Source organism: Thermoleptolyngbya sp. PKUAC-SCTB121, assembly GCF_016919485.1.
GTDB classification, from domain to species: Bacteria; Cyanobacteriota; Cyanobacteriia; order Elainellales; family Elainellaceae; genus Thermoleptolyngbya; species Thermoleptolyngbya sichuanensis.
Genome location: NZ_CP070366.1, coordinates 4445041 through 4471877, shown reverse-complemented (window position 1 = coordinate 4471877; position 26837 = coordinate 4445041). Strand labels below are relative to the sequence as shown.

Here is a 26837-nt window from a genome sequence, read left to right as displayed (position 1 = left end):
AAAAAGACCCGGAGACCACGCCTACTACAAGCATCCCGTATTGCTGCTACCTTCCGGTCCTGACAAGGTTTGGGCGTTGTAGTCGCGTGGATCCAGGTCTTCTCCACAATAACACGGCGCTGGGGGACAGGGATCAGGGCCAGGCTTCAAGTCGCTAGAACTGTCAGTCAGCCAGATGACAGTCAGCCAGATGACAGTCAGCCAGATGACACATCAGCGGCCAGCTTCCAGCCTTCACTCCCAGCCGCAAACCCTTCCCTCACAAGATCTGCGACAGGAACTTTTGCGTCCGTTCTTCCTTGGGATTGTTGAAAAAGGTTTCGGGTGTGCCTTCTTCCACTAGCAGCCCGTCCGCCATCAGCACCACGCGATCGGCCACCTCGCGGGCAAAGCCGACTTCGTGGGTCACGCAGACCATCGTCATTCCCGACCGGGCCAGCGTCCGCATCACGTCCAGCACTTCGCGCACCATTTCTGGGTCGAGGGCGCTAGTGGGTTCGTCAAACAGCATGATTTTTGGCTCCATCGCCAGAGCGCGGGCGATCGCCACCCGCTGCTGCTGCCCCCCCGAAAGCTGCCCCGGAAACTTCTTCGCCTGCTCCAAAATGCCCACCCGCTCTAGCAGTTGCAGCGCCTTTTCTTCCGCACGAGCCTTGGGCCAGCGGCGCACCCAAATGGGAGCCAGCATCACGTTTTGCAGCACCGACAGATGGGGGAACAGATTAAACTGCTGAAACACCATTCCCACCTCGCGGCGAATGGCATCGATATTCTTTAGGTCGTGGGACAGGTGAATCCCATCGATGACAATCTTGCCCTTTTGATAGCTTTCCAGCGCGTTGAACGTGCGGATAAAGGTGGACTTGCCCGAACCGGAAGGCCCCATCACCACCACCACTTCGCCTTTTTGCACCGTCAGGCTAACGCCGCGCAGCACATGGAAATTGTTGTCGTACCATTTCTCCACATTTTCAGCCAGGATCACCGGCTCTGAGCCAACATGACCGTTGCCGTTGGTAATTGCGTCCGTGTGATACTGCGTCATTGGGAAACGTCCTAATCAAAATCAAGATTCATAGACTGCAATACAGCACTTTCCTGCGGAATAAGGCACGCCCTGCGCTAAAAACTCAAGGCTGACAGCCTCCTGCGTACCTCACTGGCTTCAAAAACGCTGTAGCTTGAATTGTACTGGTACAGCCGGGCGTTTGTGCAGTGTGATTCGCTACGACACGAAGCAAACCGATGGGCAATCTAAAAGCAATCGCTGCAAGTAGTCACCGCAAGTAATCGCTGCAAGTAGTCACCGCAGTAGTCACCGCAAGTAATCATCGCATCTGAACTGAGGGCAATCGCAGATGACTGAGGGCGATCGCAGATGACTGAGGGCGATCGCCCGCGACTCGTCCCTTGCCCCGATCTCCGCCCCTAGGTAGGAATTCGGCAAAGCGAACAGAAAGCGCTACCATAGGTAAAATTAGCTGTTTCCAAATTAACCGTTTCTTAATCCCAGATTTCCGTCAAGGATCATCAAACGCTTGACTACACTTCTTTCGACCCAGACAGCCCAGTTTCTTGCCCAGCGCTACACCCTGGAAAATGGGCTAACGATTATTCATCAACAGGTTCCCACGCCCGTTGTCACGGTAGACGTGTGGGTGCGGGCGGGGGCGATCGCCGAACCAGAGCCTTGGGCTGGCGTGGCCCATTTCCTGGAACACATGATCTTCAAGGGAACCGAGCAACTGCCGCCGGGATACTTCGATTACGTGATCGAAAACTATGGCGGCGTGACCAACGCGGCAACAAGCCACGACTACGCCCACTTCTTCATCAACACCACAGCCGAATCCCTGCCCGACACGCTGCCCTGTCTGGCAGAACTGCTGCTGCGGGCGGCGATTCCCGATGAAGAGTTTGAGCGGGAGCGGGATGTGGTGCTGGAGGAACTGCGTCAGTCGGAAGACGATCCGGACTGGCTGGGGTTTCAAGCGCTGTCGGAAACAGTCTACCAGACCCATCCCTACGGGCGATCGGTGCTGGGCGATGTGGAACGGCTGATGGCGCTACGCCCAGAGGAAATGCGGTCGTTTCATCGCGCCCACTACCAGCCAGAGCGAATGACCGTGGTCATTGTGGGCAATATCGATGCGGCCTATGCCATTGATCTGGCGCGTCAGGCTTTTTCAGACTTTGCCTCAGCAGTGGAGTTTCCCACCATTCCGATCGAGGCAGAGCCGCCGCTGACAGGTATCCGACGGCAACACCTGCGGCTGCCCCGGCTGGAAACGGCGCGGCTGATGATGGCCTGGGTGGGCCCTGGGGTGGATCAACTCCAAAGTGCCTATGGGCTGGATGTGCTGTCGGTGCTGCTGGCGGGTGGGCGCACGTCGCGTCTGGTGCGAGAACTGCGGGAAGAGCGGCAGTTGGTTCATGACATTGTCAGCAGCTTTTCGCTCCAGCGAGATTCCAGCCTGTTTACAATCACGGCCTGGTTGGAGCCAGAGTATTTGGACGTGGTGGAAGCGATTGTGGGCGATCGCCTCTCGGCCCTCAGCGCTGCGCCCATTCCCGACGCAGAGCTAAACCGAGTGAAGCGGCTCTTGTGCAACGATTACGCTTTTTCCACCGAAACCTCCAGCCAGCTTGCCGGCCTCTACGGCTACTACAACACCATCGCCCAGGCCGAGCTATCCGTCACCTATCCCGATCGCATCCAGAGTCTCCAGGTCGAAGACCTGCACCGTCTTGCCAGTCAGCATCTCTCGCCCTGCCACTATGCCGTGACGACGCTGCGGCCCATTGAGGCTTGATTCAGCGGTCGGGCCAGAGGTTAGGGCAGAGGTTGAGTCAGCGGTCGGGGCCGAGTGGCAAGATCATGGAGTTGCAGAGGAGTAGCGTGACGGAACCGTCTGAGCATCTGTCTGAGCATCTGTCCGAGCCTCCATTCTTGCTTCTACACGCTCTCCCTCTCTTCTCAGCCATCCCTCAACCCTTCATCACTGCCGCACCCCTATGTCCAACTCCACCCTCCAACCCGCAGCGCTCCCCCTCCACCGGACGGTTCTCAGTAACGGTCTGGTCGTGCTGACGACGGAGAATTCGGCGGCTGATATTGTGGCGGCGCGGCTGTTTGTGCGGGTGGGCAGCCGCTACGAAGTGCCAGAGCAGTCGGGCATTTCGCACCTGCTGACTTCGGTTCTGACGAAGGGCACCACGCACAAGTCTTCGATGCAGATTGCGGAACAAATCGAGTCGGTGGGTGCAAGCCTGGGCACGGATTCATCGCCAGATTATTGCCTGCTGAGCCTGAAAACGGTGTCGCGGGATTTTGCCGACATGCTGATACTGGCGGCAGAATTGCTGCGATCGCCCTCTTTTCCCGAATCCGAAGTGGAGCTAGAGCAACGGCTGACCCTCCAGGGCATCCGCTCCATGCAGGAACAGCCCTTTGCGGTGGCGCAAAAGCAACTCCGGCAGGCAATGTATGGCGACCATCCCTACGCGCTACCGGGGCTGGGCACAGAGGAAACCGTGTCGAAACTCAGCCGCGCCGATCTGCTGCGCTATCACCAAACCCACTTTCGCCCCGATAATCTTGTCATCAGCATTACGGGACGAATTACCCCTGATGAGGCGATCGCCCTGGTGTCCGAAGCCTTTGGCGACTGGCAGCCACCGACGGATGACACTGGCGCACCCCTGCCGCTGCTGTATCCACCCACGCCGTCCGTCCTATCCAACCCGCACCGCGTGGCGACGGTGCAAGAGACACAGCAGGCAATCGTCATGCTGGGCTACCTGGCCCCGGCAGTTCATGTAGAAGACTATATGGCGCTGAAACTGATCAGCACCTATTTGGGCAACGGGCTGTCGAGCCGCCTGTTTGTGGAACTGCGCGAAAAGCAGGGCCTCGCCTACGAAGTGTCAGCCTACTATCCCACCCGGCTGGATACGTCCCAGTTCATCGCCTACATGGGCACGGCTCCGAGCAACGTGGCGATCGCCCTCGATGGACTGCACCGCGAAGTGCATCGCCTCGCCGCCGAACCCCTCAGCGAAGACGAACTGCAATCTGCCAAAAACAAGCTGCTGGGCCAATACGCCCTCGGCAAACAGACCAACGCCCAAATCGCCCAAATCTATGGCTGGTACGAAACGCTGGGGCTGGGCATTGACTTTGACACCCAGTTTCAAGCGGCGATCGCCCAGATTACGCCAGACCAGGCCCAGGCTGCTGCCCAGCGCTACTTTATAGAGCCGTACGTATCACTAGTGGGCCCAGCGAGTGCAGTGGGGTAAGAAAAGAGAGAAAAAGCTCCCCTCTTCCCTCTTCCCCATCACTCCACTTCCTCCAGCCTCCTCTCACGCGGCCACCCGCCAGTCTTGCCCAAACCGCACACAGGTGAGCGCCAGCGCAATTTGCTGAGCCGCTAGGTACAAACGCAGCAGTTCGTCTTCTTGCAGCGAGAAGGGCTTGCCCCAGCGGAGAGACAGCACGGCAATGCTGGCACTTTGGAACAGCACGGGCAGCACCAGATGAGCCAATACGCCCTCTTCAGCGCTTTCATTGACCTTCACCTGGGGCTTTTGGGTGGCGATCGCCTCTTGCACTACCGGGTCATCGCCCAGGGACGGCAGCGCAGTGCCATAGTTGCCTTGCAGCGTGCCGGGTTTGCCCGCTTCCACCAACTGTAGCGTGCAGCCATCAGCCTCATAGGTTTCCCCAAAGGTCTTGGCGATCGCCTCCAGCGCTTGCTCCAGCCCGGTCGCCTCCTGAGTCACCTTGACCAGCGTTCCCAGCAGGATTGTCTGCGACTGGGCGCGGCGCAGTTCTTCCGTGCGATGTTTTTGCACGTCATAGGTTTCCACCGCCCGCTGCACCACGGCTTTTAGCTCATTGGGGTCCCAGGGCTTGGTGATGTATTTATAAACCTGCCCAGAGTTGATCGCGTCCACCAGGTCTTCCACATCGGTAAACCCGGTCAGGATAATCCGCATTGTGTCGGGAAACTGGGGGACGGTCTTGCTGAGGAACTCAGTGCCCTTCATTTCGGGCATCCGCTGGTCGGAAATGATGACCGCGACTTCGCCCTCAGCAGCCAGCACCTCCAGCGCCATCACGCCGCTTTCTGCACGCAGCACGTTAAAGTCGCGCCGGAACGTGCGATAGAGCAAATCCAAATTATCTGGCTCATCATCGACCACCAGCATTTTGGGCTTCTTGGGCCGCTCCAAGCTGGCCAACTGGCGACTAATGTGTTCTAATTCCGGCAGTGCAATGTCCATAACCATCCTTGGCTGCTGTTTGACTGGCTGTGTTGCTGGGTAGTGGATTGAAAAATGCTGCTCCTGAGCAGTGGCGAGGCTGAGTCGGCGTTCAATAGGCATTTACACGTTTACAACAGATCTACAACACACCCCTTTGATAAAAAGAATCGCCAGGAACCGCTCGCCTGCTGTTCTCGTGATTCAGCAATGTGACTGGATAACGTTTGGCTGTTGGATACAACATTTTCTGGCGGGGTCAGGTAAGCACTGCCCCGAAGAGACAGGGGCTTCTGGGCCCCCGTTCCTCACTCGCTTCGAGAATGCTGTAACTGTGCTTTTAGTTTGGGCACATTTGTCGCAGTTATAACGCTACAGAAAAATAAAATTTCAAAACTGCGGGGTGGAGTACCCAAAACCAAGAAAAATCAGGCGCTGTATAGTGGAAGATGCGCTTTGGTCAATTGCCTCGAATTGCCCCGAGTCGCTCCGAATCGCCCCATCGACCGACTGGCTCCTTATCACACCCTGCTCAACGTCATGGTATCGCTTCCTCGCATTATTCTTCGAGATCATAAAGCCGATGCCGTGCGGCGCTTCCATCCCTGGATCTTTTCGGGGGCAATTAAGCGCATCGAGCCGGAGGCTCAAGAGGGAGATTGGGTCGAGGTGTACAGCGATCGCGGCGAGTTTTTGGCGGCGGGCTTTTTCGGCGCAGGCAGCATTGCGGTCAAAGTCGTTTCGTTTCAGCCCGTTGAGTCGCTAGACGTGCTGTTTCTGCAACGATTTCAGCAGGCCTATGCGCTGCGAAAACAGTTAGGACTGGCGGCGGGCGGTTCCCGTAGGGATCGCTTTGTGAATCGCCCCGATGCCAACCCCGATGCTACCTCCCATGCCAACCCCAATGCCAACCCCAATCCCACCAACTGCTACCGTCTGATCAATTCCGAAGGCGATGGGCTGCCGGGGCTGATTGTGGACTGGTATCACGGCGTGGCAGTGGTGCTGACCTATTCTTTGGGCATGGCCCAGCAGCGCGATCGCATTGTGGAGTGCCTGAAAACGCTCTACGGTTCCGACCTGCGGGCAGTGTATGACAAAAGCGCGGCCGTGCTGCACGGGGGCAAGTCTCAGCCCACCAATCAATACCTGTTTGGCGAAGCAAACCTGGGCGAAAAGCGGCTAGGCGAGGTGCTGGAAAATGGGCATCGCTTTGCGGTGGACTGGGAAGAAGGGCAGAAAACGGGGTTTTTTCTGGATCAGCGCGACAATCGCCAACTGCTGTCGCAGCACGTCGCCGGAAAGAAGGTGCTGAATACGTTTTGCTATTCCGGCGGCTTTTCAGTCTATGCCCTGCAAGCAGGTGCGGCGGTGGCGCATTCGGTGGATAGTTCCGCAAAGGCGATCGCCTGGACAGAGCAAAATGTCTCGTTGAATCCGGCAACCCCAGGCACTCACCAGTCCTACACAGCCGATGTGTTCAACTTTTTGAAAGACTGCGACGATGACTACGACGTGATCATCCTCGACCCGCCCGCCTTCGCCAAATCCCTCTCCGCCCGCCACCAGGCCACCCTGGCCTACCGCCGCCTCAACTATCTCGCCCTCCTCAAAATTCGCCCCGGCGGTCTGATCTTTACCTTTTCTTGCTCCCAGGTCGTCTCACTCGACAATTTCAAAGGAGCCGTCACCGCCGGGGCAATCGATGCAGGCCGCCCCGTGCGACTGCTCGGCCACCTCAGCCAGCCGGCCGACCACCCCACCAGCCTCTACCACCCGGAAGGGCAATATTTGAAAGGGCTAGTTTTGGAAGCGGGATAAAGGCGCGGTTTGCCACCGGGCAGGATTCACATTCCAAACGCAGGGCAGCCGAAAGGATGGTGTTGCCAAATGGGCGATCGCCCGGCTGGTTTCTTGTCCTTCGAGCGCACACACTAGACGGGATGCCGCGTTGGGGTAGGGATTTCCTCACGCCATATCGACCTGTTGTCGCACCCATGCGCGAAATTGTCTGACCATTTCGATTTCTCCGAGCGTAGATGCCCGTTGCAAAAAGTTGGGAATATCTTTTACAGGAATTGGCGCAAACGCTGGGCTGAGATCGGTTTCTTCGTAGGCGCTGGCTGTCAGTGCGTAGACGAAGAGCGATCGCCCATCATAGCGCCACACCTCCAGCACACCCAGCGCCGCATAAATGGGCAGCTTGTCGAGCGCCGCGCTGGAATACTCAATCTCCACCACTAAATCGGGCGGCGGATCGTCGGGCAGTTGAACTTGGGCATTTTGCCGAATCAGCGGCTCGTTTTGAAGATAGTAGGCCCTGTCTGGCTCCACACCCCGCTGCAAATCTTCGCGCTTGCACGTCAGGGAGCCGACGCTTCAGAGTAATGCAAAATCACCTGTCCCTCGTCTTCTGCGTGGGCGATCGCTTCGTCCGAAAGCTCGATCAGCAGCGCATCGACATCTTTGCTATAGGTCGTTTTTCTCATACCGAGACCTCCTACCGGGATAGAGGGTGATGAGCAAAATAAAAGTGTCGTCTCAGTATTCCCACTGAACCCACCCACGCACCGTTATAATTCACCTTTTCAGCTAGAAATCCGCTTTCTCCGACAATTTCGTCAACATCTCTGGCCCAAGTCTCCCGCTCGGAGGAGCGATAAGATTGAAGTGAAACAACTCAGGCGAGACTCTTAATGGCCTACAGCGACTTTACCCTAGCCAAAGTCAAATCCGCCTTTGGGCTGACCACCCAGGAAAGCGGCAGCCTGTTCGCCAGCATTCCCGCCGTCCCGCCGTCCCCCGCCCTGTCCCAAACCCTCACCGAATTCACCACCCTCGCCACCAGCATCGGCACCGAAAAAGCCCGCTCCGAATTTCTGATCGCGCCCATCCTGGCCGAAGTCCGCCGCCAGATGCACTACCGCATCGCCCTCTTTTCTGGCGTTGAGTTTAATGTGGATGCCGCCAGAGGCCTGCAAGGCTTTTGTGATTTCATTCTTTCTGCTTCCAGGGAGCAGCTCTACATCGAGGCTCCGGTGATGACCGTCGTTGAGGCAAAGCGGGAGGATATTATCGGCGGGCTGGGGCAGTGCATCGCCACAATGGTCGCCGCCCAGATTTTCAATGCGGAAAGAGAGCAGCCGATTCCTCGCATCTATGGAGCCGTCACCAGCGGCACCAACTGGCGCTTCCTAATGCTAGAAGGAACGACCGTCTGGATTGATTCACTAGAGTATTACATCAGCCAGATCGGGCAAATTCTGGGAATCCTCATGCAGCCTTTTCAGCCGGATTTAGTCGGCAGCGCAACACCCTAATATCGATCCTCGATTTTGGATTTGCGATTTTGGATTGTCAGTCAAGCGTCTGTGGGGCTTCCAGCAATCTCATGCGTAGTGCCAAAAAGGTAAGTTTTTATCGGTTTATTGGCGGGTTCTATCGCAGAACCGTACTTGCAATAATCGTCAGCGTCGCAGTCGCGATCAGCCCAAAGGCCAGGTTCACAACTTGATTAGAAGCTTTTTGATACGCATCCACGCGCACATTGGTTTGTCCTAGCTCTTGCCTTAGTCCGTCTACTTCGACCTTGAGGTTATCTAGGCGCTCTAGCACTGCTTTTTGAAAATTGTCGGACGTGTCGGCGGCTTGCATAGCGCTTTGCGTGGAGTAGCGAGTCTTTGACTTAGATATCAATCTAGCTTAATAGACTGGAAATCTGTTCCGTAGGATTGCTGGTGCAGGCCAGGGTTACACAGTTTCGCCATCCACAATCACGATGGGAATCGCGGCGGTTTCCAGGACGGATTGGGATACGGAGCCGACGAAGCCAGCCTGCCAAGCGCGATCTTGCTCCGCAACGCTAACGCGATCGCTCCGTTTGCCCATAACAATCTCATCTACTCGAAACTCCTGAGCGACGCGCACGATTTCCTCTGGGGCGGGGCCGATCGTGGTGACAAAGCGGTGGCGGATATCGGCGAGGAGCGTTTCGGTTTGGGCTTGCAGGCGCTGGATGCTGGCGGGGTCGTTGACCTGAACAACGTGCAGCACAATGACGCTAGCATCAGCGCGGCGGGCCAGTTCGGCGGCTTTGCGGAGGACGGCGGGGGCGAGGGGCGAGGTATCGACGGCGGCCAGGAGGGTAATAGGACGGGCGATCGCCACTTTGGTCGGGTCTACGTCGCCCTTTTCCAGCAGTCGGGGTGCAAACGTGGGGATGGCCCAGGCTCCCAGGGGTGCTGTGACCAGGATAGAAAGCGCGGCGATCGCCAGAATTGCCTCTCCACCTGCGATGCTCTGAGACAGCGGAATTGCGCCGATCGCCGCCTGCACCGTCGCCTTGGCCGAGTTCGCAGGCAGCAGAAACAGCCGTTCCTTCCAGTTCCAATTACTGCCCAGCGTAGACAGATACCAGCCCACCATTCGCCCAATCAGCGTGCCGATCGCCAGAATCGCCAGCCCCACGCCCAGCGTGTTGCCCAACACATTAAGCTGAATGCTAGCCCCCAGCAGCACAAACAGAAAAATCTCCGCCACGCCCCACAGCGCATCAAACCCACCTCGCAGCCGCCGCGCCAGGGGAGCATCCAGTTCGATCAGGAAAAACCCCAGCGACATCACCGCCAGATAGCCCGAAAACAGGGGATATTCCTCTGCCAGCACCACCAGCAGCAGCGCAAACCCTGCCGCCACCAGCGCATCTTGTACAGCGTTTTGCGTCCAGTTTTGCTTCGCCAGCAGAAAGACCAGTAACTGCGCCGTCAGCCAGCCCAGCAGCACCCCCAGCGCAATTTGCAAGATCAGTTGCAGCGGCAGCAGTTGCAGGGGGGTGAGCGTGAGACCGCCGGGGAGGGTCAACCCCGCCGCCGCGCCCTGGGAGAGAAATGCCAGCAGCAGGCTAAACACCAGCAGCAGCAGCACATCCGACAGGGCACTCCCCGTCAAAATTGCATCGGGAATGCCCTTTTGTACGCCCCAGCCGAGACTTTTTAGCCGCAGCATTCCGGGTACGATGACGGCGGGCGACTCTGCGCCGATGATACAGCCCAGGAGCAGCCCCGTGGCAAAGTCAAACCCCAGCAGCCAAATGGAGGCAAGGGCGATCGCCACCGCCTCGCAGGTTGCAGGCAAAAAGCCTAGCCGCAGCGCCACAGCCCCCTGTTGTGCCAGTTTTTCTCGATCTAGCCCCAGCCCGGCCTTCATCAGGATGACCATGACGGCGATCGTCCGCAACACACCTGCTGACTCCAGTAGCTCTGGCGCAAGGGTCTGCGTCGCCTGGGGCCCCAGCACGATGCCTGCCAGCACCATACCGACGAGGGCGGGCAGTTTCAGCCGTCGTGCCAGTTGTCCAGCAAAGAAGCCGATGAGGAGAGTCCAGAGGAGGCTTGGTAGCATTTTGGGTCATGGGTCTTGGGTTTTGGGCTTTGTAAAATTGCTTTACGCAAAATTGTGCTAGTTTCTACTCCGCGTGATTTCTACCGCGACCTGTCCTGTAAAGTCGGGAATCGGTGGGTTGACCTTGGTCAGGCGCACGGTGACTTGTTCGACCTGGCCGCTGGAGAGCATGATTTGGGCGATCGCCCCGGCCAGTCGCTCGATCAGGCGAAACCGTTCGGTGCGAATGAGTTGGAGAACGGTGGCCACATTGTTGCGGTAGTCGTAGGTGTCTTCGAGGCGATCGCTCTCTGCTGCTTTGGACAGATCAACCCACAGGGTCAAGTCCACCTGAAACCATTGCCCCAAGACCTGCTCTGCTTCCAGATAGCCTGAATAGCCAAAGGCCCGCAGCCCGGTTAAATAAATGCAATCTGCCATTAATTCGCAATTCACCTAAATCGATACAGCCTAATTAACCCAAGTGGCTCAGCACGCGGTAGTATCCACTCTCCTGGGTGGCAGGACGAATGGAGTTGCTAGACGCTCAGCAGACGCTGAACTGGTCATCCAAAATCGCACACCCGAAATCGAGACAGAACCTACGCACTTGCGATAAGTTTGCTGGGTTTTGGACGATTTCTTGCGGGCACAGCCTGCGAGAAATTGTCTAGATGCGTAAGTCCTACGAGAATTAACAAAATTAACAATAAGCCAACTGTACGCCAAATCGCATCATCCAAGCGGCGGGAGCGTATCAGGAATTCTGTCATCTCCTATCAAGTCGGCTTTCTGTTCTGCTGCTCGTTGTTTGGGCAGAGCGGAGCCGCTGCTCTGCCCGTTGTCAATCCGCTGGCTCAGATTGGCTTGGGATTTCTAGCAAAGCCTCAAACGGCTATCTTCGACTCCCTTCCAAAACTTCCATTACGTCCTGAATGGAGCAGCCCAGCACCCGCGCCAAGGGCACCAGCATCGAGCCGTCTATGTCGCCCATCGACAGCGCTTCCAGCTTTTCTTTGGGCAGTCGATAGGAATCGCAAAACCGTTCAAATTCGGCATCGGTTACGCCTAGCTCGTCTTGGCGCTGCTTTAGCCAGCGGGCGATCGCCCCCACGCCCGATCGGGGCTGCGTCGCCCTTGCTAGATACTTGTTCATCAGTTCCTCAATCTCGCTATTGCCGCCGCCCGCACGACTCACCAGGTCATAGCACGCCAGCCGCAGCGCCCTGCGAGCACGATATTCTTCGTTCAAGATATTGGCAACGCGGATCGCGATATCGGGCTTCAGAAAGCCCACCAGTTCGTCGTCGTAGTGCAGCGGCACCAAGGCATCGTTGGGACGAATTTCCCAGGCGGGCGTGTCGTCAGGTAGAGGCATAGGGACGGGTTCCGAAAGGGCGAGTTCCGCAAGGGGGGCCGAAGATTTCTGAACGGGGAAGGGGGCGATCGCCCACCCTAAACTTGGATCCTAGACTTGGATCTTAATGCAATCCGCACCATCAATCCGAATTGGCTTCCAGACAGTTCCCGCGAATTCCTGATCGACCACAGTTGATGGTTCCAGATCGAGGATTCGAGTTTGCTTCCGAACGGATTCCGAATGGATTCCAGATTCATTTTCCAAATTCATTCCAGGTTTGTCCCCAAATCCGTCCTGATGCGTGTCGTCATTTCCGTAAAAGTCATTGGTAGATGCACCCTGATTCAATAACCTCCGGTTTCGCGGCCGGAGGTTTTTTTTGCGCCTGACAAGCTTGTGGGAAAGCCACCGTGGGACAATAGAACCGCTGCGTTTGGAAGCCTCCATGCTAAAGCGATGGATTGTCACGGTGCTGATCGCGATTGGTCTGACGATGCAGGGCTGCACGTCCGTCACGGCGGCGCTCGATCGCTATGTAGACAGCACCGAGGGCTATGAGTTTCTCTATCTCAACAGTTGGGTGCCCGTCACGGTGAAGGACGGCCCCCAGCTCGTGCTGCATGACCTGATCGAAAGCACCGAAAATGTCAGCGTGATCATCAGCCCCGTGCCCGACGACAAAACGCTGGAAGACCTGGGCAGCCCCAGCGAGGTGGGCTATAAGCTGTGGAAAAACGCGCTGCAACCCAACCCGGCCGGGCGACGGGCGGAGCTAATCAGCGCCGAATCCCATGAGGTCAACGGGCAAACCTATTATTTGCTGGAATTTGCCGTGGATGCGCCCGATCTCCAGCGTCACAACCTAGCGAGTGTCGCTGTAAAGCGAGGCAAACTGTATACTTTCAACCTATCCACCACAGGGCGGCGCTGGGCCCAGGCCGAGAAGACGTTTCGGACGATTGTGGAGTCATTTTCGGTGAGCTAGTGATGAGCTAGCCCATTGCGCGAACCTGCCCCTCAGCCCCAAAAACCGGAGCTAACCAGTTCGCCATTGTTCCAGGTTTGTCCCTGCTGGCGCTGCTGGAGGCGCGATCGCCACTGGCGAATCTGCTGGGCGGTCTGGGCAAAGGGCGAAAACCGGGGCGCAGGCTCAACGACCGCTTCCGCAGCCCCCGAAGCCGACAGGCGGCGGTTGACGTTCATGCAGTCGGCCAGGTTGTCTAGGTATGGCTCCAGGTCAAGCGCTCGCTGCACCTGCTCGACCGACGTATAGCGATCGCGCAGCGACACCCGCAGCAGCTTAGCCAGAATTTTGCCAAAGTGGTCGCTGACGTGAACGTAGTCTTCCCAGAGCATTTCGCCTGTGTAAGCGTCATACTCAAACTCCATTGGCGGCTTGCCCGTCAGCATATACAGGCAGGTCACACCGACCGCGTATAGGTCGCTGGCGTAGGTGGGGCGCAGGGCAAGCTGCTCTGGCGGCGCAAAACCCACTGTGCCCACAAACTGCGTCGTTGCAGTTTTGTGGGTGGTTTCGCCAGCTTCCACAATCCGCTCTTTTACTGCGCCAAAATCAATCAGCACCAGCCGCCCGTCGTCTTCGCAGCGAATCAGGTTGGGCGGCTTGATGTCGCGATGGATCACCTGCTGCTGGTGGACGTAGCCCAGAATCGGCAGCAATTCTCGCAAAAAGTGCTTGACGGCCAGTTCCGAAAAGGGGCCGTTTTGCTTGACCTGCTTCGCTAGGGTATATCCCCGCACGTATTCCTGAACCAGATAAAACTCACCTTCTACCTGAAAGTAATCCAGCAGGCGGGGAATACTCGCGTGGCTGCCCAACTGGCTGAGGGTCTTGGCTTCCCGCTCGAACCGTTCAGAGGCCCGCTTTAGCACGGCGGGGTTGTCCATCTTGGGGCAAAGCTGCTTGATAACGCAGAGGGGGCTGCCGGGCAGCGACACGTCTCGTGCCAAGAAGGTGATGCCAAAACCGCCGCGTCCGAGGGCCTTCAGCACCTGATAGCGATCGCGAAACAGTTGGCTATTTTGGCAAAGCTGGCCGGGCTGAGTTAGCAGTTGCCGGGAGGATCGGGCTGCATTTAGGGGGGTGGTGGAGGACGCCATCATTAAGTTTGAGATGTAAAGTCAAAATTAAAGAAGCCAGCGCTGATCCGAAAAATCCCTGAGTCCGAGCCAGACGGTTCTGATACCTGCGCCAACGAAACGCACGAGCGGACTTTCCAACTGTCTGGAGCAGCGTTTGCTGCCCTTCACAACCTACCCAGTAGCATAAACCAATTTAGGAAATTCTGTGGATTTTCAAGGGATTTGCCCATCTCCAGATAGGCTTGGCATTCCTAATGCTCCCATCATATTTCCAATAGATTTCCAACCTTGGGATGATTCTGGTTTTAAACCGCATTCTCTCATTCTGGATAGGGGCTATACCCAAGCTTCATCTACTTAAAGCCCTAGTAAAATTCTGACCCGCCTTGCCGGATAACGCCTGCGTGGATTTGGGGAAATTCGTCCCGCAGCCTGGAGAGGCGGGCAGGCAAGGCAAAGCGCGTACCCTAAGGGGCAAATTGTGAAGGCAAATTGTGAAGGCAAATTGTGAAGGCAAATTGTGAAGGCAAATTGTGAAGGCAACCTGTTAAAGCAAGAGGGGGCTGGGGATGCGAGGCAGATTAGGTCAGACGCGGCCTGATCATGGCTCGATGCCTGAGACGCAGAGTGAGGCGAGAGCAAGGTGAATTCAGATCACGGGCGATCATGGGCGAATGACAGGCAGATCACGAGCAAAGGGGGCTAGAAATTTATTCTGGCGTGGGCGATCGCCACCCGGAGGCTTTCCTGCCAGGTCTGGGCGAATTGCGCGATTATTGCGAAGTCCACAGTTCCTGACGATATCGCGATCTAAAAGTGCTAAGGTTTTAGCATTCGAGTGTGTGTAATTCCACAAAGCGCAACTATTATGACCAAAGGACAGGGATTCGGCGGCTTTGGACTCGGCAAAATGAAAGAGCTGACCGAAGCGTTCAAAAAAGCTCAGCAGGTGCAGGAGGGTGCAAAGCGCCTGCAAGAGGAGCTAGAAGTCATGGAAATTGAAGGTGAAGCAGGCGGCGGGCTGGTGAAGGTGGTGCTGAGCGGCAACCAAGAGCCTCGCCGAGTCGAGATTACGAAAGACGCAATGGGCGAGGGCCCAGAGGTGCTGGCCGATCTGGTGCTGGCGGCGGCCAAAGATGCCTACAACAAGTCCACCGCCACCATGCGTGAGCGGATGGAAGAATTAACAGGCGGGCTGAATCTGCCTGGGCTGGGCTAGTCTAGCGGAAACTCGCAGCCAAAGTTTCAGGTTCAAGGGTTTGGGTCTTTTGGTTTTGAGCGCTTGTAGCTCTCAACAGATCTAAGTTTCAGCGATTCTGAGTCTTTGTAATTCTGATTTGTAGTTCTGAGAAGAGGCGCGGTTCGAAGCTGCGTCTCTTTTGTCGTTCCAAGGTGTGTTGGTGCATGAGGAGGGGGCGATCGCGCTTCCCTCTGCCTCTTTGCAACTTTTTGCAAAACGCCCTGGGACAGTCTTTCAACAAAATCCCTACAAAATTCCCGCCGACTCATACAGCCGCCGCACCAGCGCCATAATCTTGTCGCCATACTGCGGGTCGGCGGACCAGCGCCCGCTGAGCTGCCCTACCAGCGGCGCAACCCCCCGCGCCACAAATCGAAAGCGCGGATCGACTAGCCCCTGCACCAGCGGAGCCGTGCTGCCGTAGGCCTTGAGGTGCTGAATGTGGGCCCGCACGCCAATACGAGCGCTGGGAAAAGACGCACCGCTGGGGCTGCCCGCCGCGTCGCCCAACCCGCCAAAGTTGTTTTGTCCTGGCTGGATCGTGCTGCCAAATTGCAAAAAGCTCGTCTCAACGCACATCTGGCAAAAGGCGAGGTCATAGTTCACGCCCTCCACGCTGCCCTCTTCGCGGTAGAGGCGCGGCAGGTCGGGAAACTGGTTCAGCCCGGCCTCGTTATTATTCTTCAAAAACATCCGCAGTTGCAGTTCTGAGGTCTGCCCAAGGCCCATAATCCGGTCGATTTGCCCCGGACAGATGCCAGAGTTTTGCAAGATCACGGTGCGCGTGGCCGCGTCCCAGGTGACAGACACATTAAAGGGTCGCAGTTCCACCGCCCGCACGTAGACAATATTGCGATAGGTGACACGCCGGATGTCGGGCGACTGGCTGATATCAATGCCCAGGCGATCGACCAGATCGGCGGGAATAAAGGCATTGCCGTTGACGATAATGCCGCGCTCGTCATATAGTCCGCCGTTGATATTGATACTGATGCTGGGGTAGGTTTCGCCGCCGGGGTCGGGGGGCAGACCCGCCACGGCCCGGCTCCAGGACGAGAGTCCGTCGGCAATGCCCAGTGCCAGGTTGCGCCGCTGGTTTTGCAAAATGCTGCGGTCTTCTGGACTCGTGAGAAAGCCGACATTCATCAGCAGCGAGGGAACGATCAACTGACGGCAGAAGGCAAGGCTGCCTGTCCCTGAATCGGTGTCGGGCTTTGCGCCGCGATTGGGCAGTTGGGGAACGCGCCGCAGCAGCGCCAGCAGCAGCAGTTCCGCGTGGGCTTTGCGCTGGCTGTTGGTGGGGATGTAGAACACGGTTGCGCCGCGCACGGAGGGGTTGGGGGAGGCATCGGCGTGGATTTCCAGCGCCACATCCAGGTTTTGCGCCCGCGCGTTGATCCACGCGAGGGTCTGGGCCATGCTCAGGTCGTCCGGCACGGACAGCACCTCCAGCCCCCGCGCCCGCAGTTCGGCCACAATCAGGTCGCGGGTCAGGATCATCTCCCGCGCCTCCGTTGTGCCTGCTACCACAATGCCGGGGTCGATGCCCGCGCCTTCTGTGCCGCCATGCCCCGCAGAGATAAAAATCCGTCCCATCGACTGCTGATCCTCGTTTGCGTGCCCGTTTCTAATTTGGCAGCGATCGCCCCTTGCACTCTAGAACCGGGAGACGGGGCGATCGCGCTACCCGTAAGACTAGCTAAATTCCGCACCCTTGGCGCAGGTTTATTGACCGCAATGCCCCCGGCCATTCGGCGTTAGAAATATTAGAAATCAATCAGAAATTCGTAATCTGTCCCACCCGTGCAAGTTTGTAGAAAAGCGTCAGAATAAAGGATACGCCCTTGCCCCCTCCAGCCGCATGGTTACGCCGCGCCTCCACCCTGACACCATCGAAGACGTGAAGCAGCGGGTCGATATCGTCGATATCGTGTCCGAGCATGTGGTGCTAAAAAAGCAGGGCAAAGATTTCACCGGCCTGTGTCCGTTCCACGATGACAAATCGCCCAGCTTTTCCGTCAGCCCCAGCAAGCAGTTTTACTACTGCTTTAGCTGCGGAGCCGGGGGCAACGCCATCAAGTTTTTGATGGAGATTGGCAAGCAGTCTTTTGGGGAGGTGGTGCTGGATCTGGCGCGGCGCTATCAGGTGCCTGTGAAGACGCTGGAACCGGAGCAACGGCAGGAATTTCAGCGGCAGTTGTCGCAGCGAGACCAGCTTTACGAAATTCTGGCGGTGACGGCCAAGTTTTTTGAACATGCGCTGCACCAGAGCCAGGGGGCGATCGCCCTCGACTATCTGCGAACCAAGCGCAAGCTGTCGCCCGAAATCGTCCAGCAGTTTCAACTGGGCTATGCCCCCGGCGGATGGCAGACGCTCTACGGCTATCTGGTGGAGCAAAAGCGCTATCCCGTGGAGCAGGTGGAGCAGGCAGGCTTGCTGGTGCCCCGGCAGGGCGGCAGTGGATATTACGACCGATTCCGCGATCGCCTGATGATTCCCATCTGCGACGTGCAGGGGCGCGTCATTGGCTTTGGCGGGCGGGCCCTGGGCGACGAACAGCCCAAGTATCTCAACTCGCCAGAGGGCGACCTGTTCGACAAAGGCAAGACGCTGTATGGGCTGGATCTAGCCAAAGGGGCGATCGCCAAGCGAGACGAGGCGATCGTGGTGGAGGGATACTTTGATGTCATTGCCCTGCACGCCGCAGGCATCACCAACGTCGTCGCGTCGATGGGCACTGCGCTGACCCAAGGGCAGATTAAGCAACTGCTGCGCTACACCGAATCCAAGCGGATTATCTTTAACTTTGACGACGACAAGGCCGGGCAAAAAGCCGCTGACCGGGCCATTGGCGAATTGGCAGATCTGGCCTATCGCGGCGAGGTGCAGGTGCGGATTCTGAACCTGCCGGAGGGCAAAGACCCCGATGAGTTTCTCAAGGCCCACTCCCCGTCTGCTTATCAGGACTTGCTGCAAGACGCGCCGCTGTGGCTCGACTGGCAGATTCAAAAACTCCTGGCCAACAAAGACCTGAGCCAGCCCGACCAGTTTCATGCCAGCACCCAGGCGATCGCCCAACTCCTGGGCAGCCTGCCCAACGCCACCCTCCGCACCCACTATATCCACCGCTGCGCCGAACTGCTGAGCCGGGGCAACGCCCGCCTGGCCGTGCAGCTTGAGCAAGACCTGCGAACCCAGGTGCGGGGGCAGCGCTGGCACGGGCGATCGCAAAAATGGCAAACACCGGGCGATCGCACGCTGCTAGAAGAAGCCGAAGCCCAACTGCTGCGCCTCTATCTACACCAGCCGGAACACCGCGCCGAAATCCGAGCAGCGCTGGAGTCCCGAGATCTGGAATTCAGCATCGCCCACCATCGCCTGCTGTGGCAGCAGATTTTGGCGATTGAGGACTCTGCCGCAGCGCAGGATAGCGCGGAGCCGGAGAGCGGGGCAGAGTGGCCTACCAGCGCTCAGCCGCCCAGCCCCGTCTCTCTCCTCACCCGCCTGCAAGACCACCTCGCCGAACTCCCTGGTCAGCACGAAGCCGTTTATTCTCTCTTTCAGCTTGACGAAAAAACGCGACGTGACCTGGCGCGAGCCACCCTAGTGATTCGCACCGCCACGGCCTGCATGGAGATGGTGATGTGCGAAAAGCGGCGGCGGCACTTTCTCGATCTGTGGAAGAAAACGGACATCACCACGTCACCGGAATTGGGGCAATACTATCAGCAGCAGCTTTATCTGGAAGATCAGCGCATCAAGGTGCTGGAACAGGAGCAGCGCAACACCACCTTTGCCGATTTGGCCCAAACTCCGTGGGTCGGGGTCGGCCTCATAGAGTAATGGGGGATTCCCCTATGTTCTATCTACTACTTGTCTTATCCACTACCTATCACTACCTATCTACTGCGCCGAGTGGCGTAGTCAGTCCATCCAGGCTGACACGATTTTTCGTCTGGCGATAGATGTTCAGTCCGTCTTCGCCTTTCTGGCTGGCCCAGTCTATGAGTTCATTGCGCTGCCCTTCGTAGCCAAAGCGGGGAACCCCCATACCGCAGGAGGTCTGAACTTGGGCAACCTCAACGTGGAGGATTTGTCGAGCGCCGGACAGCGGCGGGAACAGTGGGTAAAGCGTGTCCCATTCGGGAGATCGCGGCAAAATCGTCGTGCCCTGGCCGTAAATCCGCAGAATCAGCGGCGGCCCCTGAAAGGCGCAGAACATCAGGGTAATACGACCATTTTCCTGGACATGGGCAGAGGTTTCATTGCCGCTGCCTGTGAGATCCAGATAGGCGACCCGATGGGGCGACAAAATGCGAAAGCTGTCGAGTCCTTTGGGGGACAGGTTAATATGCCCTTCGGCGCTAAGCGGGGCGCTGGCAACGAAGAAGATTTGCTGCTGGGCAATAAAGTCCTGGAGTTTGGGCGTGAGAGAGTCGTATTGCTGGGCCATGGGAGTGGGGGCGATCGCCCGGATTGCAAGAGAACGGCCGCCATCCTAGCGCGTTCTTGCGTTGCCATACGCCACCCAATCGGGGCACTTGAGCAAGATGGACGGCCTACAGCAACGCTCCAGAATTTTTCAGATAAGAATAAACCTGCGACAGCACTTGCCGCGCCGGGTTAAACGTGATTTTTTTGACAGCATCATCGTAGGGCAGCCAGGCGTAGTCTTTGATTTCCTGGGGCTGACAGGTGACGATTTCCGACTTCACCAGCGCAGGGAAGTAGGTCACGGTTTTGTCGATGGGCTTTTTGTCACGCATGAAGCGATAGTGTTCCATAAAAGCGTCTTCGCTAAGCAGGTCGTAGGCGGTGATGCCCGTCTCTTCTTCAAACTCGCGGCAGGCAGCGGCGATCGCCGTTTCGCCGGGGTCGGCGTGTCCTTTGGGAAAGCCCCAATGCCCAGCGTGGTGCTGAATCAGCAAAAACTTGTCGCCGTCCTCCTGGCGCAAAATAGGCACAATGCCAAAAGCCTCGTCTTTCATAGCAAGTTCAGTCGTGTGGGAGTCAAGCCTGGCCGTTTGTCCAGAATGCTTGCATCACAGTGTAATCGATGCGGATTCTAGGATGTCGTATCTTGCGACAGAAAAATGCACCCCAGTCTTGTAGTTCTGAGGTGCATTCATAGGCTTGGGGGTATTGAGAGCAGCGTAATACCAATCCTCCTAAAGAGCGCTGCGAATTGGACTGCTGGAAGCCCTACTAGCACCTAATGGGCAATCCAAAATCGCAAATCCATAGTATTGCTCACCTGCTCCAAACCCGGAGATGGACTAGACAAACAGCCCTGCGTTCACTTGGGCAACGCTGAAGTTTTTCAGAATGGCAATCACATCACTGCCTGCGCTGATCGTGGCTTCGCGGTTATTCCCCGTCACCGTGAGATCGGCAAAGGTCAGACCACCCGTCAACTGGATGCGGTCGTTTCGCCCAAAGCGATTGAGGGTGGCCACGCCGCTGCCTGCCCCTAATACGAAGCGATCGCTGCCGCTGCCCGTATTGATCACGTCGTTACCAATGCTGACGATCACGTTATTGCCTTCGCCCGCGTTGATGGTGTTGTTGCCCGTGCCCCCGTAAATTGTGTCGTTGCCTGCACCCGCAAAAATCAGGTCATTGCCCTCGCCGCCGTCGATCAGGTTAGCGCCTTCGCCTGCATAAAGGCTGTCGTTGCCTGCGCCGCCGAGGATTTCGTCGTTGCCCGCGCCTGCATAGACCAAATCATTGCCATCGCCCGCCAGAATCAGGTTGTTGCCTTCTCCGGCATAGATTTTGTCATTCCCGGCATTGCCGTAGATCGTGTCGTTGCCCCTGCCTGCATACAGGTTATCGTTGCCGTCGCCGCCGTAGAGTCGGTTGTTGCCCTCGCCAGCGTACAGGCTGTCGTTGCCTGCGCCACCGTTCAGCACGTCGTCGCCGTTGCCTGCGTAGACCGTATCATCGCCATTGCCCGCATAAACGCGGTTATTGCCATCGCCCGCAAAAATGGTGTCGTTGCCGTCAAGACCGTAAAAGATTTCAGTAGCGCTAGTTCCATTCAGGCGATCGCTGCTGCTAGTGCCCCGAATCACAGGCACAGTGCCCCTCCCGCTGGCAGTGGTAATTTCGTAAGTGGTGGTAGTATTGCTGACTTCGTTAGTCACAACCAGCAGCGGTTTCCCGGTGGGACTGTCTTCGGCGGCAACAAACGCCAGTCCTTCAGGGGATACATCGCCGGGGGTATTGATGTACTGCACAAAGGCGGGGCTATTGGGGTTGGTGACGTTGTAAACCATCACTCCACCTGTGCGCTCTAGCCCGATGAAAGCGTAGGTTTGTCCGTCGATGATGCCCGTTACTACGCCTTCGGGTTCGGGGCCTTTGTTGTCGCTGCGGGTGTCGAAGGTGTTTGCGGTGCCGTTGGAGTTAAACAAATCTGGGACTTGGACAGCGGTAATCTGTTCCAACTGGTCGCCACTGTCGTAGACCAAATCGCCGCTGGCGTTCCAAATCGAGAAGGAGCGTGCGCCAAACACATAGATCTGGTCAAAGTCGTTGTCTCCGTCCGGATTGCCCAAAGCATTGGTGACCGTCAGTCGTCCCAGATTGGCAGCAGATTTGAGGATGGTGGCACTGGGGAAAGCGGTCGGGTCGAGGCGATAGCTGTTGGCCCCGACGCGCACTTCTTCAGCAAAGCCTGGGTAATCGCGGGCATCGCCTTCGTTGGCGGTGATTAGGTAGGTCTGCCCGTTAATGGTAAAGCTGGCGATCGCATCGGGTTGATACATGCCGAACACAGGCCAGTTTTGGATGTTGATGCCCCCATCGCGATCGCTCGCATCCAGTCCATTCCCTGGCAAGCTGTGGTCTTTGAAACCCAGAGGCTTGATTTCTTTCACCGTTGCCGTTTCCAGGTCAACAATTGCCAGGGCGTTATTTTCTTGCAGCGTCACCCAAGCCGTTTTGGAATCGGGCGACACGGTGATGTATTCTGGCTCCAGGTCTTGGGCAACAGTCGCATTGGGCCCAAAGATCCGCACTCCAGCAGCCACTAGCGCATCCTTCGCTGCATTAAAGGCAGAAAAGTCAGCCGTTTTGACACTGCTCTGATCGATCCGCAGCACACCCTTTGACAGGTCGATAATGCTAATCGAGCCTTCTGGATCTACAGAGTCGGGCTGGTTATAGCTACTTGGCTCGCCTTCGTTGGCGACGACGATCTTTTTGCCGTCGGGGGTAAAGGTGAGCATATCAGGCAGTGCGCCAACGGTGACGGAGTTCAGCAGGTTGCCATCTAGGTCGTAAAACGCGACGAAGCCCGGAGCCTGCTTGCTGTCTCCGTTTTCGATAGCAACAGCAATGATGCCATTCTTGACAGCAATGCTGTTGGCAATTCCGAAGGCAGACGTGTCGATAGTTTTTACCAACGTCGGTGCGGCAGGGTTGCTGACATCCAGCACCTCTAACGCGCTGGTGCCTGCCACCACGTAGAGGCGCCGTGTGGTTACGTCGTAGGCCGAGATTTCTGAACCTGCACCTTGATAGGTTCCAAGGGTTGAGAGTGTAATTGTCATAATCTTCGTAAAAATTAGAACTACGGTTGAAAGATCTACGCAAATTTACTGAGCTTAGAGATGGCCGTTTCTGCAAAGCTGTCTCAAGCGCACGCCAAAATCCGAGGACTGCAAAAGCAATCCTGTAAATGAGAGCAACTGGGACAATCTGAAATCGGATGCACGGTCTGATCAGCAGATCGTCACCCTGATTCAGTCGTCATATTTCTGAGGAAATACTTAGCTAGAAAATAACATCGGTCTTTTCGCGGGCCCGTGTATTCCTAAACACAGGAGCCAATAAGACTGTGTAAAGTAATACTTTTTATGGCTATAGTCACTTTACATTGGGACACATTAGGACACAAATGTTGTTGTAAGGTGGCGCTTCTGCCCCAACAACAACGTCTTAAGGGGCGTAGAGCGCTATGGCTGGAGCTTCGAGTCCTGGGGATCAATTTGCTCAGAGAATGGGTCAGGACTCTTGCCATGCGTCATGCTGCCTTAGGCAAGTGCTGGGAAAGTAGAACGCTGCGATCGCAACGCCTGCACTGTCTGCACCACCGCCGCGCCGGCCTGCTCGATCTCTGCGTCGGTATTAAAGCGCCCAATGCCAAACCGCAGCGAGGCGAATGCTAAGTCGGGCGATCGCCCAATCGCCGTCAGCACATGGGAGGGCGCGATTTTTGTGGAACTACAGGCCGCACCGGAAGAAACTGCGATTTGCGACTGCAACGCCAGCAGCAGCGCCTGTCCGTCTACGCCTTCAATGCTTAGATTCAGGTTGCCCGGAAGCCGCCGGGTGGGGTGGCCGTTGAGATACACGCCGCCCAGGGGTTGGATTATGGAAAAGAGGCGATCGCGCATTTCCGTCACTCTGGCCGACTCCGCTTCCCGACTCTCCAGCGCCAGTTCCACCGCCTTGGCAAAGCCCACAATCTGCGGCACATACAGCGTCCCCGACCGCATCCCCCGCTCATGCCCGCCGCCGTGAAGCTGCGCCGCAAGCTGCACCCGTGGGTCGCGCCGTCGCACATACAGCGCCCCAATGCCCTTTGGCCCGTAGACCTTGTGGGCCGTCAGGGACATCAAATCAACCTGCATCGCCTGCACGTCTAGCGGAATTTTGGCGATCGCCTGCGCGGCATCCGTGTGGAACAGCACGTTGCGTTGATGACAAATCACGCCAATCTCTGCCAGCGGTTGCAGCACGCCGATTTCGTTATTCGCCGCCATCACCGACACCAGGATCGTATCAGGCCGGATTGCCTCTTCTAGGGCGGCTAAATCCACCAAGCCGTCGGGCTGCACGCCCAGCCGCGTAATTTCAAAGCCCAGGGATTCCAGATACGTACAGGGATCGAGGACGGCGCTGTGTTCCGTTGTCAGGGTGATGATATGTCGTCCCTGAGAAACATAGGCTTCCGCCACGCCCTTGATTGCCAGGTTGTTGGCTTCCGTTGCGCCGCTAGTGAAGATCAGTTCTTCAGGGGTCGCGTTGATCGCGGCGGAAAGGATGGAGCGCGATCGCCCCACCGCCGCCTCTGCCTCCCAGCCGTACTGGTGCGTCGTGCTAGACGCATTGCCAAAATGCTCCGTGAAATAGGGCAGCATCGCCTCCACTACTCGCGGATCAGCGGGCGTAGTCGCATGATTGTCGAGATAAATCGGGCGATGGGGCATCAGCCAATAATTCCTAACAAAAGGCTTTTCAAAAAAGCTGAGCCAGAAGCGATCCCCCCTTCACCCCCCTTAAAAAGGGGGGAATGTTCAGCAAAGCCCCCTTAGCAAATGAGGAATGCCTAGCAAAGCCCCCCTTAGTAAGGGGGGTTGGGGGGATCTCTTCTACACCAGCTTTTTCACTTTGTCGATGATGCCCACGGGGTCGATGCCCTGGTGGGGGAACTGTTCCCATAGCCCACCACAGCCCTCTTCGTGCGTGCCGTAGTAGGCAAACTTCGGCGTGTAGCCCCGCTCCAGCAGCCAGGACCCAAAGCGGCTGCCCAGCCCTGTCCGGCGGTTAAACGCCTCCACCACCATCACAAACGGCGACTTGCCGATCTTCGCCATCGCGTCTTCGTCTATCACGTTCAGCGTAGATTTATTAATCAGCCCCACATCCAGCCCTTCTTGCTTCAGTCGCTCCACCGCATCCAGGGCGCGATAGACCGCATCGCCCACCGCGACGATATAGCCCGCCGTGCCCTCGCGCACCACCTCGTCTTTGCCAGGGACAAACGTGTAGTTGCCGCCGTAAAGCTCATTGCCGCTGCTGTCGAGCAAAATCGGTGTCTTGGAGCGGGTCGAGAAGATGAACCGCAGCCCCGGATCGAAGAAAATCGCCTCGACGCAGGCCTTCATCTGGTTGGCATCGGCAGGGAAGTAGAGCTTGGTATCATAGCCGTCGTCCAGCCCGTTGTCGGCAAAGAAGTTGTTGATACCAAAGTGGCAGGTGTTGTCTGCCATGTCGTCGATGCCGGAGTGCGAGAAGTGGCACAGCAGGTTGGAATAGTTCAGCCGCGCCATCGTGATTTCGGAAATGCACATTTCCAGAAAAGCGGCGAAGGTGGCGAAGATGCCCTGCTTGCCCTGTTCCATACCAAAGCCCGCTGCCGCCGATAGGTTGCCCCGCTCCATGATGCCGGAGGGAATGAACACTTCTGGGTAGGCATCGTGGATTTTCTTCAGCCCACAGGAGCCTTCCAGATCGCTATCGACCACCAGCACCTTTTCTTTGCGCTCGGTTTCGCTCATTTTGGCCAGCATTCCATTCACCGCGTCGCCAAACACGTTGCGGTTGGAATCCCATTTATCGCTGATGCCCAGGAAGGTGTAGTCCTGCTTGGGCTTTTGGATGCCGTTGAGGTGGGCGACGGCGGCGCTGTGGCCGCGGCTTTCCAGATATTGCAGCGCCAGCTTCACGGAGATCACGTCGTGTCCGTGGTTCGAGCCTTCTAGCCCCTCGATGCCGGGGCACATGGGGCGCTTGCAGATGACGGCGATCGGGCCGGGGGTGTTCACTGCTTCGCAGATGGCGGCATAGAGCGCGTCGATGTCTTCGCCGTTGACTTCCAGCACTTTGAGTCCGTGTCCTTCCAGGGTGCGCTTGACGCTGTAGCCGGGCAGATATTTAGACGGATGACCGGCAATCGTCACGTCGTTGTCATCAATAATTAGCTTGACGTTGAGGTGTTGGGCAACTGCGAGACGGGCCGCTTCCGCATCGTTGCCTTCCTGCTGGGAGCCATCGGAACCAAGGCAAAAGACCGTCTTGCCCGGATTGGCAAAGGCCACGCCATTCACATAGGGCCACATATGCCCCAGGCGACCGGAGCTAAACTTGACCCCAGGCGTTAGCCCCAGTTCTGGGTGGCCGGGCAGTTTGGAATGGGCCAGGCGATAGCTCATCAACTGCTCGGCGGGCAGGTCGCCATTCAGCGTTGCCATCAGGTATTGCGTGCCCACGCGATGCCCTGCTTCGTCGAAGAAAATGGGGACAAAAGACTCTGGCTTGCCGCGAAACAGCGCGTCCAAAATCATGACTTCGGGCACAGTGTCGTAGGGGCCGCCTGTGTGGCCGCCCACGCCGTGGGCCGCGCCTGTGGCCGTGAAGAAGACGATCGCATCTCGACAAAGCTGGATATTAGCCTGGAGGGCCGCTTTCTGATCCGCCGTCAGGGTAGGCACGGTGGGATCAAGCGTTAGTTTTTGATATGCGCCGAGGTCGATGGGGAAGGTTGCGCCAGTTGCAGTCATAGCGTTTGTCCATAGATTTATGTTGGGGCAGTGCGAGCGATCGCCAGCATTGGAGCGTGGATCGGCTGCTATCGATTTTCCCTGGAGACCAGGGCACTCACCTCACTAGGGTTGATCCTAGAGATAGGGCTACCAGAATGCAAGTTTAGTGGCGAACGTACCCCTGCTGATTAACTGCTCATTAAATTGTTGGTA

Annotated in this window: 22 protein-coding genes, 1 other RNA gene and 1 pseudogene; 7 read left to right on the top strand and 17 right to left on the bottom strand. The window is 57.2% G+C overall.

The features are described 5' to 3' along the window. Positions 1–2: 2 nt before the first annotated feature. Both ffs and JTM80_RS18345 read right to left on the bottom strand, forming a co-directional pair. Positions 3–99: signal recognition particle sRNA small type (gene ffs / locus JTM80_RS18350), an RNA gene on the bottom strand. A gap of 160 nt (positions 100–259) precedes the next feature. After that, positions 260–1045, bottom strand: a complete 786-nt coding sequence (locus JTM80_RS18345; protein WP_068512250.1) for an amino acid ABC transporter ATP-binding protein — start codon at positions 1043–1045, stop codon at positions 260–262. A 493-nt stretch (positions 1046–1538) separates the two neighbouring features. Between JTM80_RS18345 and JTM80_RS18340 the strand changes: the two genes are divergently transcribed. Continuing rightward, entirely contained in the window at positions 1539–2813 is a 1275-nt protein-coding gene (locus JTM80_RS18340; protein ID WP_205370016.1) for a pitrilysin family protein, read from the top strand. Positions 2814–3015: 202 nt separating this feature from the next. After that, the gene (locus JTM80_RS18335) at positions 3016–4302 is read left to right on the top strand and encodes a pitrilysin family protein (protein ID WP_172357370.1); all 1287 of its coding nucleotides are present in this window, start codon (positions 3016–3018) and stop codon (positions 4300–4302) included. 63 nt (positions 4303–4365) lie between these two features. Here JTM80_RS18335 and JTM80_RS18330 read toward each other — a convergent pair whose 3' ends face one another. Next, positions 4366–5289 (bottom strand): response regulator, encoded by a 924-nt coding sequence (locus tag JTM80_RS18330; RefSeq protein WP_172357372.1) that lies wholly within the window; start codon positions 5287–5289, stop codon positions 4366–4368. Between the two features lie 519 nt (positions 5290–5808). Between JTM80_RS18330 and JTM80_RS18325 the strand changes: the two genes are divergently transcribed. Continuing rightward, the gene (locus JTM80_RS18325) at positions 5809–7089 is read left to right on the top strand and encodes a class I SAM-dependent rRNA methyltransferase (RefSeq protein WP_172358997.1); all 1281 of its coding nucleotides are present in this window, start codon (positions 5809–5811) and stop codon (positions 7087–7089) included. Here the strand turns inward: JTM80_RS18325 and JTM80_RS23205 are convergent. The 3 genes and pseudogenes from JTM80_RS23205 to JTM80_RS18315 all read right to left on the bottom strand — a co-directional run. After that, positions 7069–7203, bottom strand: a complete 135-nt coding sequence (locus tag JTM80_RS23205; protein WP_255548809.1) for a hypothetical protein — start codon at positions 7201–7203, stop codon at positions 7069–7071. The two genes, JTM80_RS18325 and JTM80_RS23205, sit on opposite strands and share 21 nt — an antisense overlap. A 33-nt stretch (positions 7204–7236) precedes the next feature. Beyond that, positions 7237–7602, bottom strand: a complete 366-nt coding sequence (locus JTM80_RS18320; RefSeq protein ID WP_205370015.1) for a Uma2 family endonuclease — start codon at positions 7600–7602, stop codon at positions 7237–7239. A gap of 44 nt (positions 7603–7646) precedes the next feature. Then, positions 7647–7757 (bottom strand): annotated as a pseudogene (locus tag JTM80_RS18315) (DUF2283 domain-containing protein); the annotation flags it as partial. A 207-nt stretch (positions 7758–7964) separates the two neighbouring features. Between JTM80_RS18315 and JTM80_RS18310 the strand changes: the two are divergent. Beyond that, a complete protein-coding gene (locus JTM80_RS18310) occupies positions 7965–8588 on the top strand; it encodes a hypothetical protein (protein WP_172357378.1) in 624 nt (207 codons plus the stop codon). A gap of 118 nt (positions 8589–8706) precedes the next feature. Here the strand turns inward: JTM80_RS18310 and JTM80_RS18305 are convergent, their stop codons facing one another. The 4 genes from JTM80_RS18305 to JTM80_RS18290 form a co-directional block, all read right to left on the bottom strand. Then, on the bottom strand, positions 8707–8922 hold the full coding sequence (locus JTM80_RS18305; protein ID WP_172357380.1) for a hypothetical protein: 216 nt from the start codon (positions 8920–8922) through the stop codon (positions 8707–8709). 96 nt (positions 8923–9018) lie between these two features. Beyond that, a complete protein-coding gene (locus tag JTM80_RS18300; protein WP_172357382.1) occupies positions 9019–10668 on the bottom strand; it encodes a sodium:proton antiporter in 1650 nt (549 codons plus the stop codon). 57 nt (positions 10669–10725) lie between these two features. After that, entirely contained in the window at positions 10726–11088 is a 363-nt protein-coding gene (gene folB, locus JTM80_RS18295) for a dihydroneopterin aldolase (RefSeq protein ID WP_172357384.1), read from the bottom strand. A 454-nt stretch (positions 11089–11542) separates the two neighbouring features. Further along, positions 11543–12025, bottom strand: a complete 483-nt coding sequence (locus JTM80_RS18290; RefSeq protein WP_172357386.1) for a hypothetical protein — start codon at positions 12023–12025, stop codon at positions 11543–11545. 427 nt (positions 12026–12452) lie between these two features. Here JTM80_RS18290 and psbP point away from each other — a divergent pair, with 427 nt between their 5' ends. After that, positions 12453–12992 carry a photosystem II reaction center PsbP gene (gene psbP, locus JTM80_RS18285; RefSeq protein ID WP_172357388.1) on the top strand — a complete coding sequence of 180 codons (540 nt, stop codon included), beginning with the start codon at positions 12453–12455 and terminating at the stop codon, positions 12990–12992. A 32-nt stretch (positions 12993–13024) separates the two neighbouring features. Here the strand turns inward: psbP and JTM80_RS18280 are convergent, their stop codons facing one another. Continuing rightward, on the bottom strand, positions 13025–14131 hold the full coding sequence (locus JTM80_RS18280) for a serine/threonine-protein kinase (protein ID WP_228721637.1): 1107 nt from the start codon (positions 14129–14131) through the stop codon (positions 13025–13027). A gap of 847 nt (positions 14132–14978) precedes the next feature. Here JTM80_RS18280 and JTM80_RS18275 point away from each other — a divergent pair. Next, positions 14979–15329 (top strand): YbaB/EbfC family nucleoid-associated protein, encoded by a 351-nt coding sequence (locus JTM80_RS18275; protein WP_172357390.1) that lies wholly within the window; start codon positions 14979–14981, stop codon positions 15327–15329. A gap of 267 nt (positions 15330–15596) precedes the next feature. Here JTM80_RS18275 and JTM80_RS18270 read toward each other — a convergent pair whose 3' ends face one another. Then, positions 15597–16946 carry an N-acetylmuramoyl-L-alanine amidase gene (locus JTM80_RS18270; protein WP_172357392.1) on the bottom strand — a complete coding sequence of 450 codons (1350 nt, stop codon included), beginning with the start codon at positions 16944–16946 and terminating at the stop codon, positions 15597–15599. 265 nt (positions 16947–17211) lie between these two features. On the opposite strand from JTM80_RS18270, the gene dnaG reads away from it, so the two are divergent. Next, complete coding sequence (dnaG, locus tag JTM80_RS18265; protein ID WP_172357396.1) at positions 17212–19194, top strand: DNA primase; 1983 nt, start codon at positions 17212–17214, stop codon at positions 19192–19194. Between the two features lie 52 nt (positions 19195–19246). Here the strand turns inward: dnaG and JTM80_RS18260 are convergent, their stop codons facing one another. From JTM80_RS18260 to JTM80_RS18240, 5 genes are all read right to left on the bottom strand, one after another. Next, entirely contained in the window at positions 19247–19804 is a 558-nt protein-coding gene (locus JTM80_RS18260; protein ID WP_172357398.1) for a pyridoxamine 5'-phosphate oxidase family protein, read from the bottom strand. Positions 19805–19910: 106 nt separating this feature from the next. After that, positions 19911–20339 (bottom strand): bis(5'-nucleosyl)-tetraphosphatase, encoded by a 429-nt coding sequence (locus JTM80_RS18255; protein ID WP_172357400.1) that lies wholly within the window; start codon positions 20337–20339, stop codon positions 19911–19913. A 288-nt stretch (positions 20340–20627) separates the two neighbouring features. Next, on the bottom strand, positions 20628–22907 hold the full coding sequence (locus JTM80_RS18250; RefSeq protein ID WP_172357402.1) for a choice-of-anchor I family protein: 2280 nt from the start codon (positions 22905–22907) through the stop codon (positions 20628–20630). A gap of 483 nt (positions 22908–23390) precedes the next feature. Next, positions 23391–24569 (bottom strand): cysteine desulfurase family protein, encoded by a 1179-nt coding sequence (locus JTM80_RS18245; protein ID WP_205370014.1) that lies wholly within the window; start codon positions 24567–24569, stop codon positions 23391–23393. Between the two features lie 162 nt (positions 24570–24731). After that, positions 24732–26642, bottom strand: coding sequence for a transketolase C-terminal domain-containing protein (locus JTM80_RS18240; RefSeq protein WP_172357406.1), 1911 nt, complete (start codon positions 26640–26642; stop codon positions 24732–24734). Positions 26643–26837: the final 195 nt, after the last annotated feature.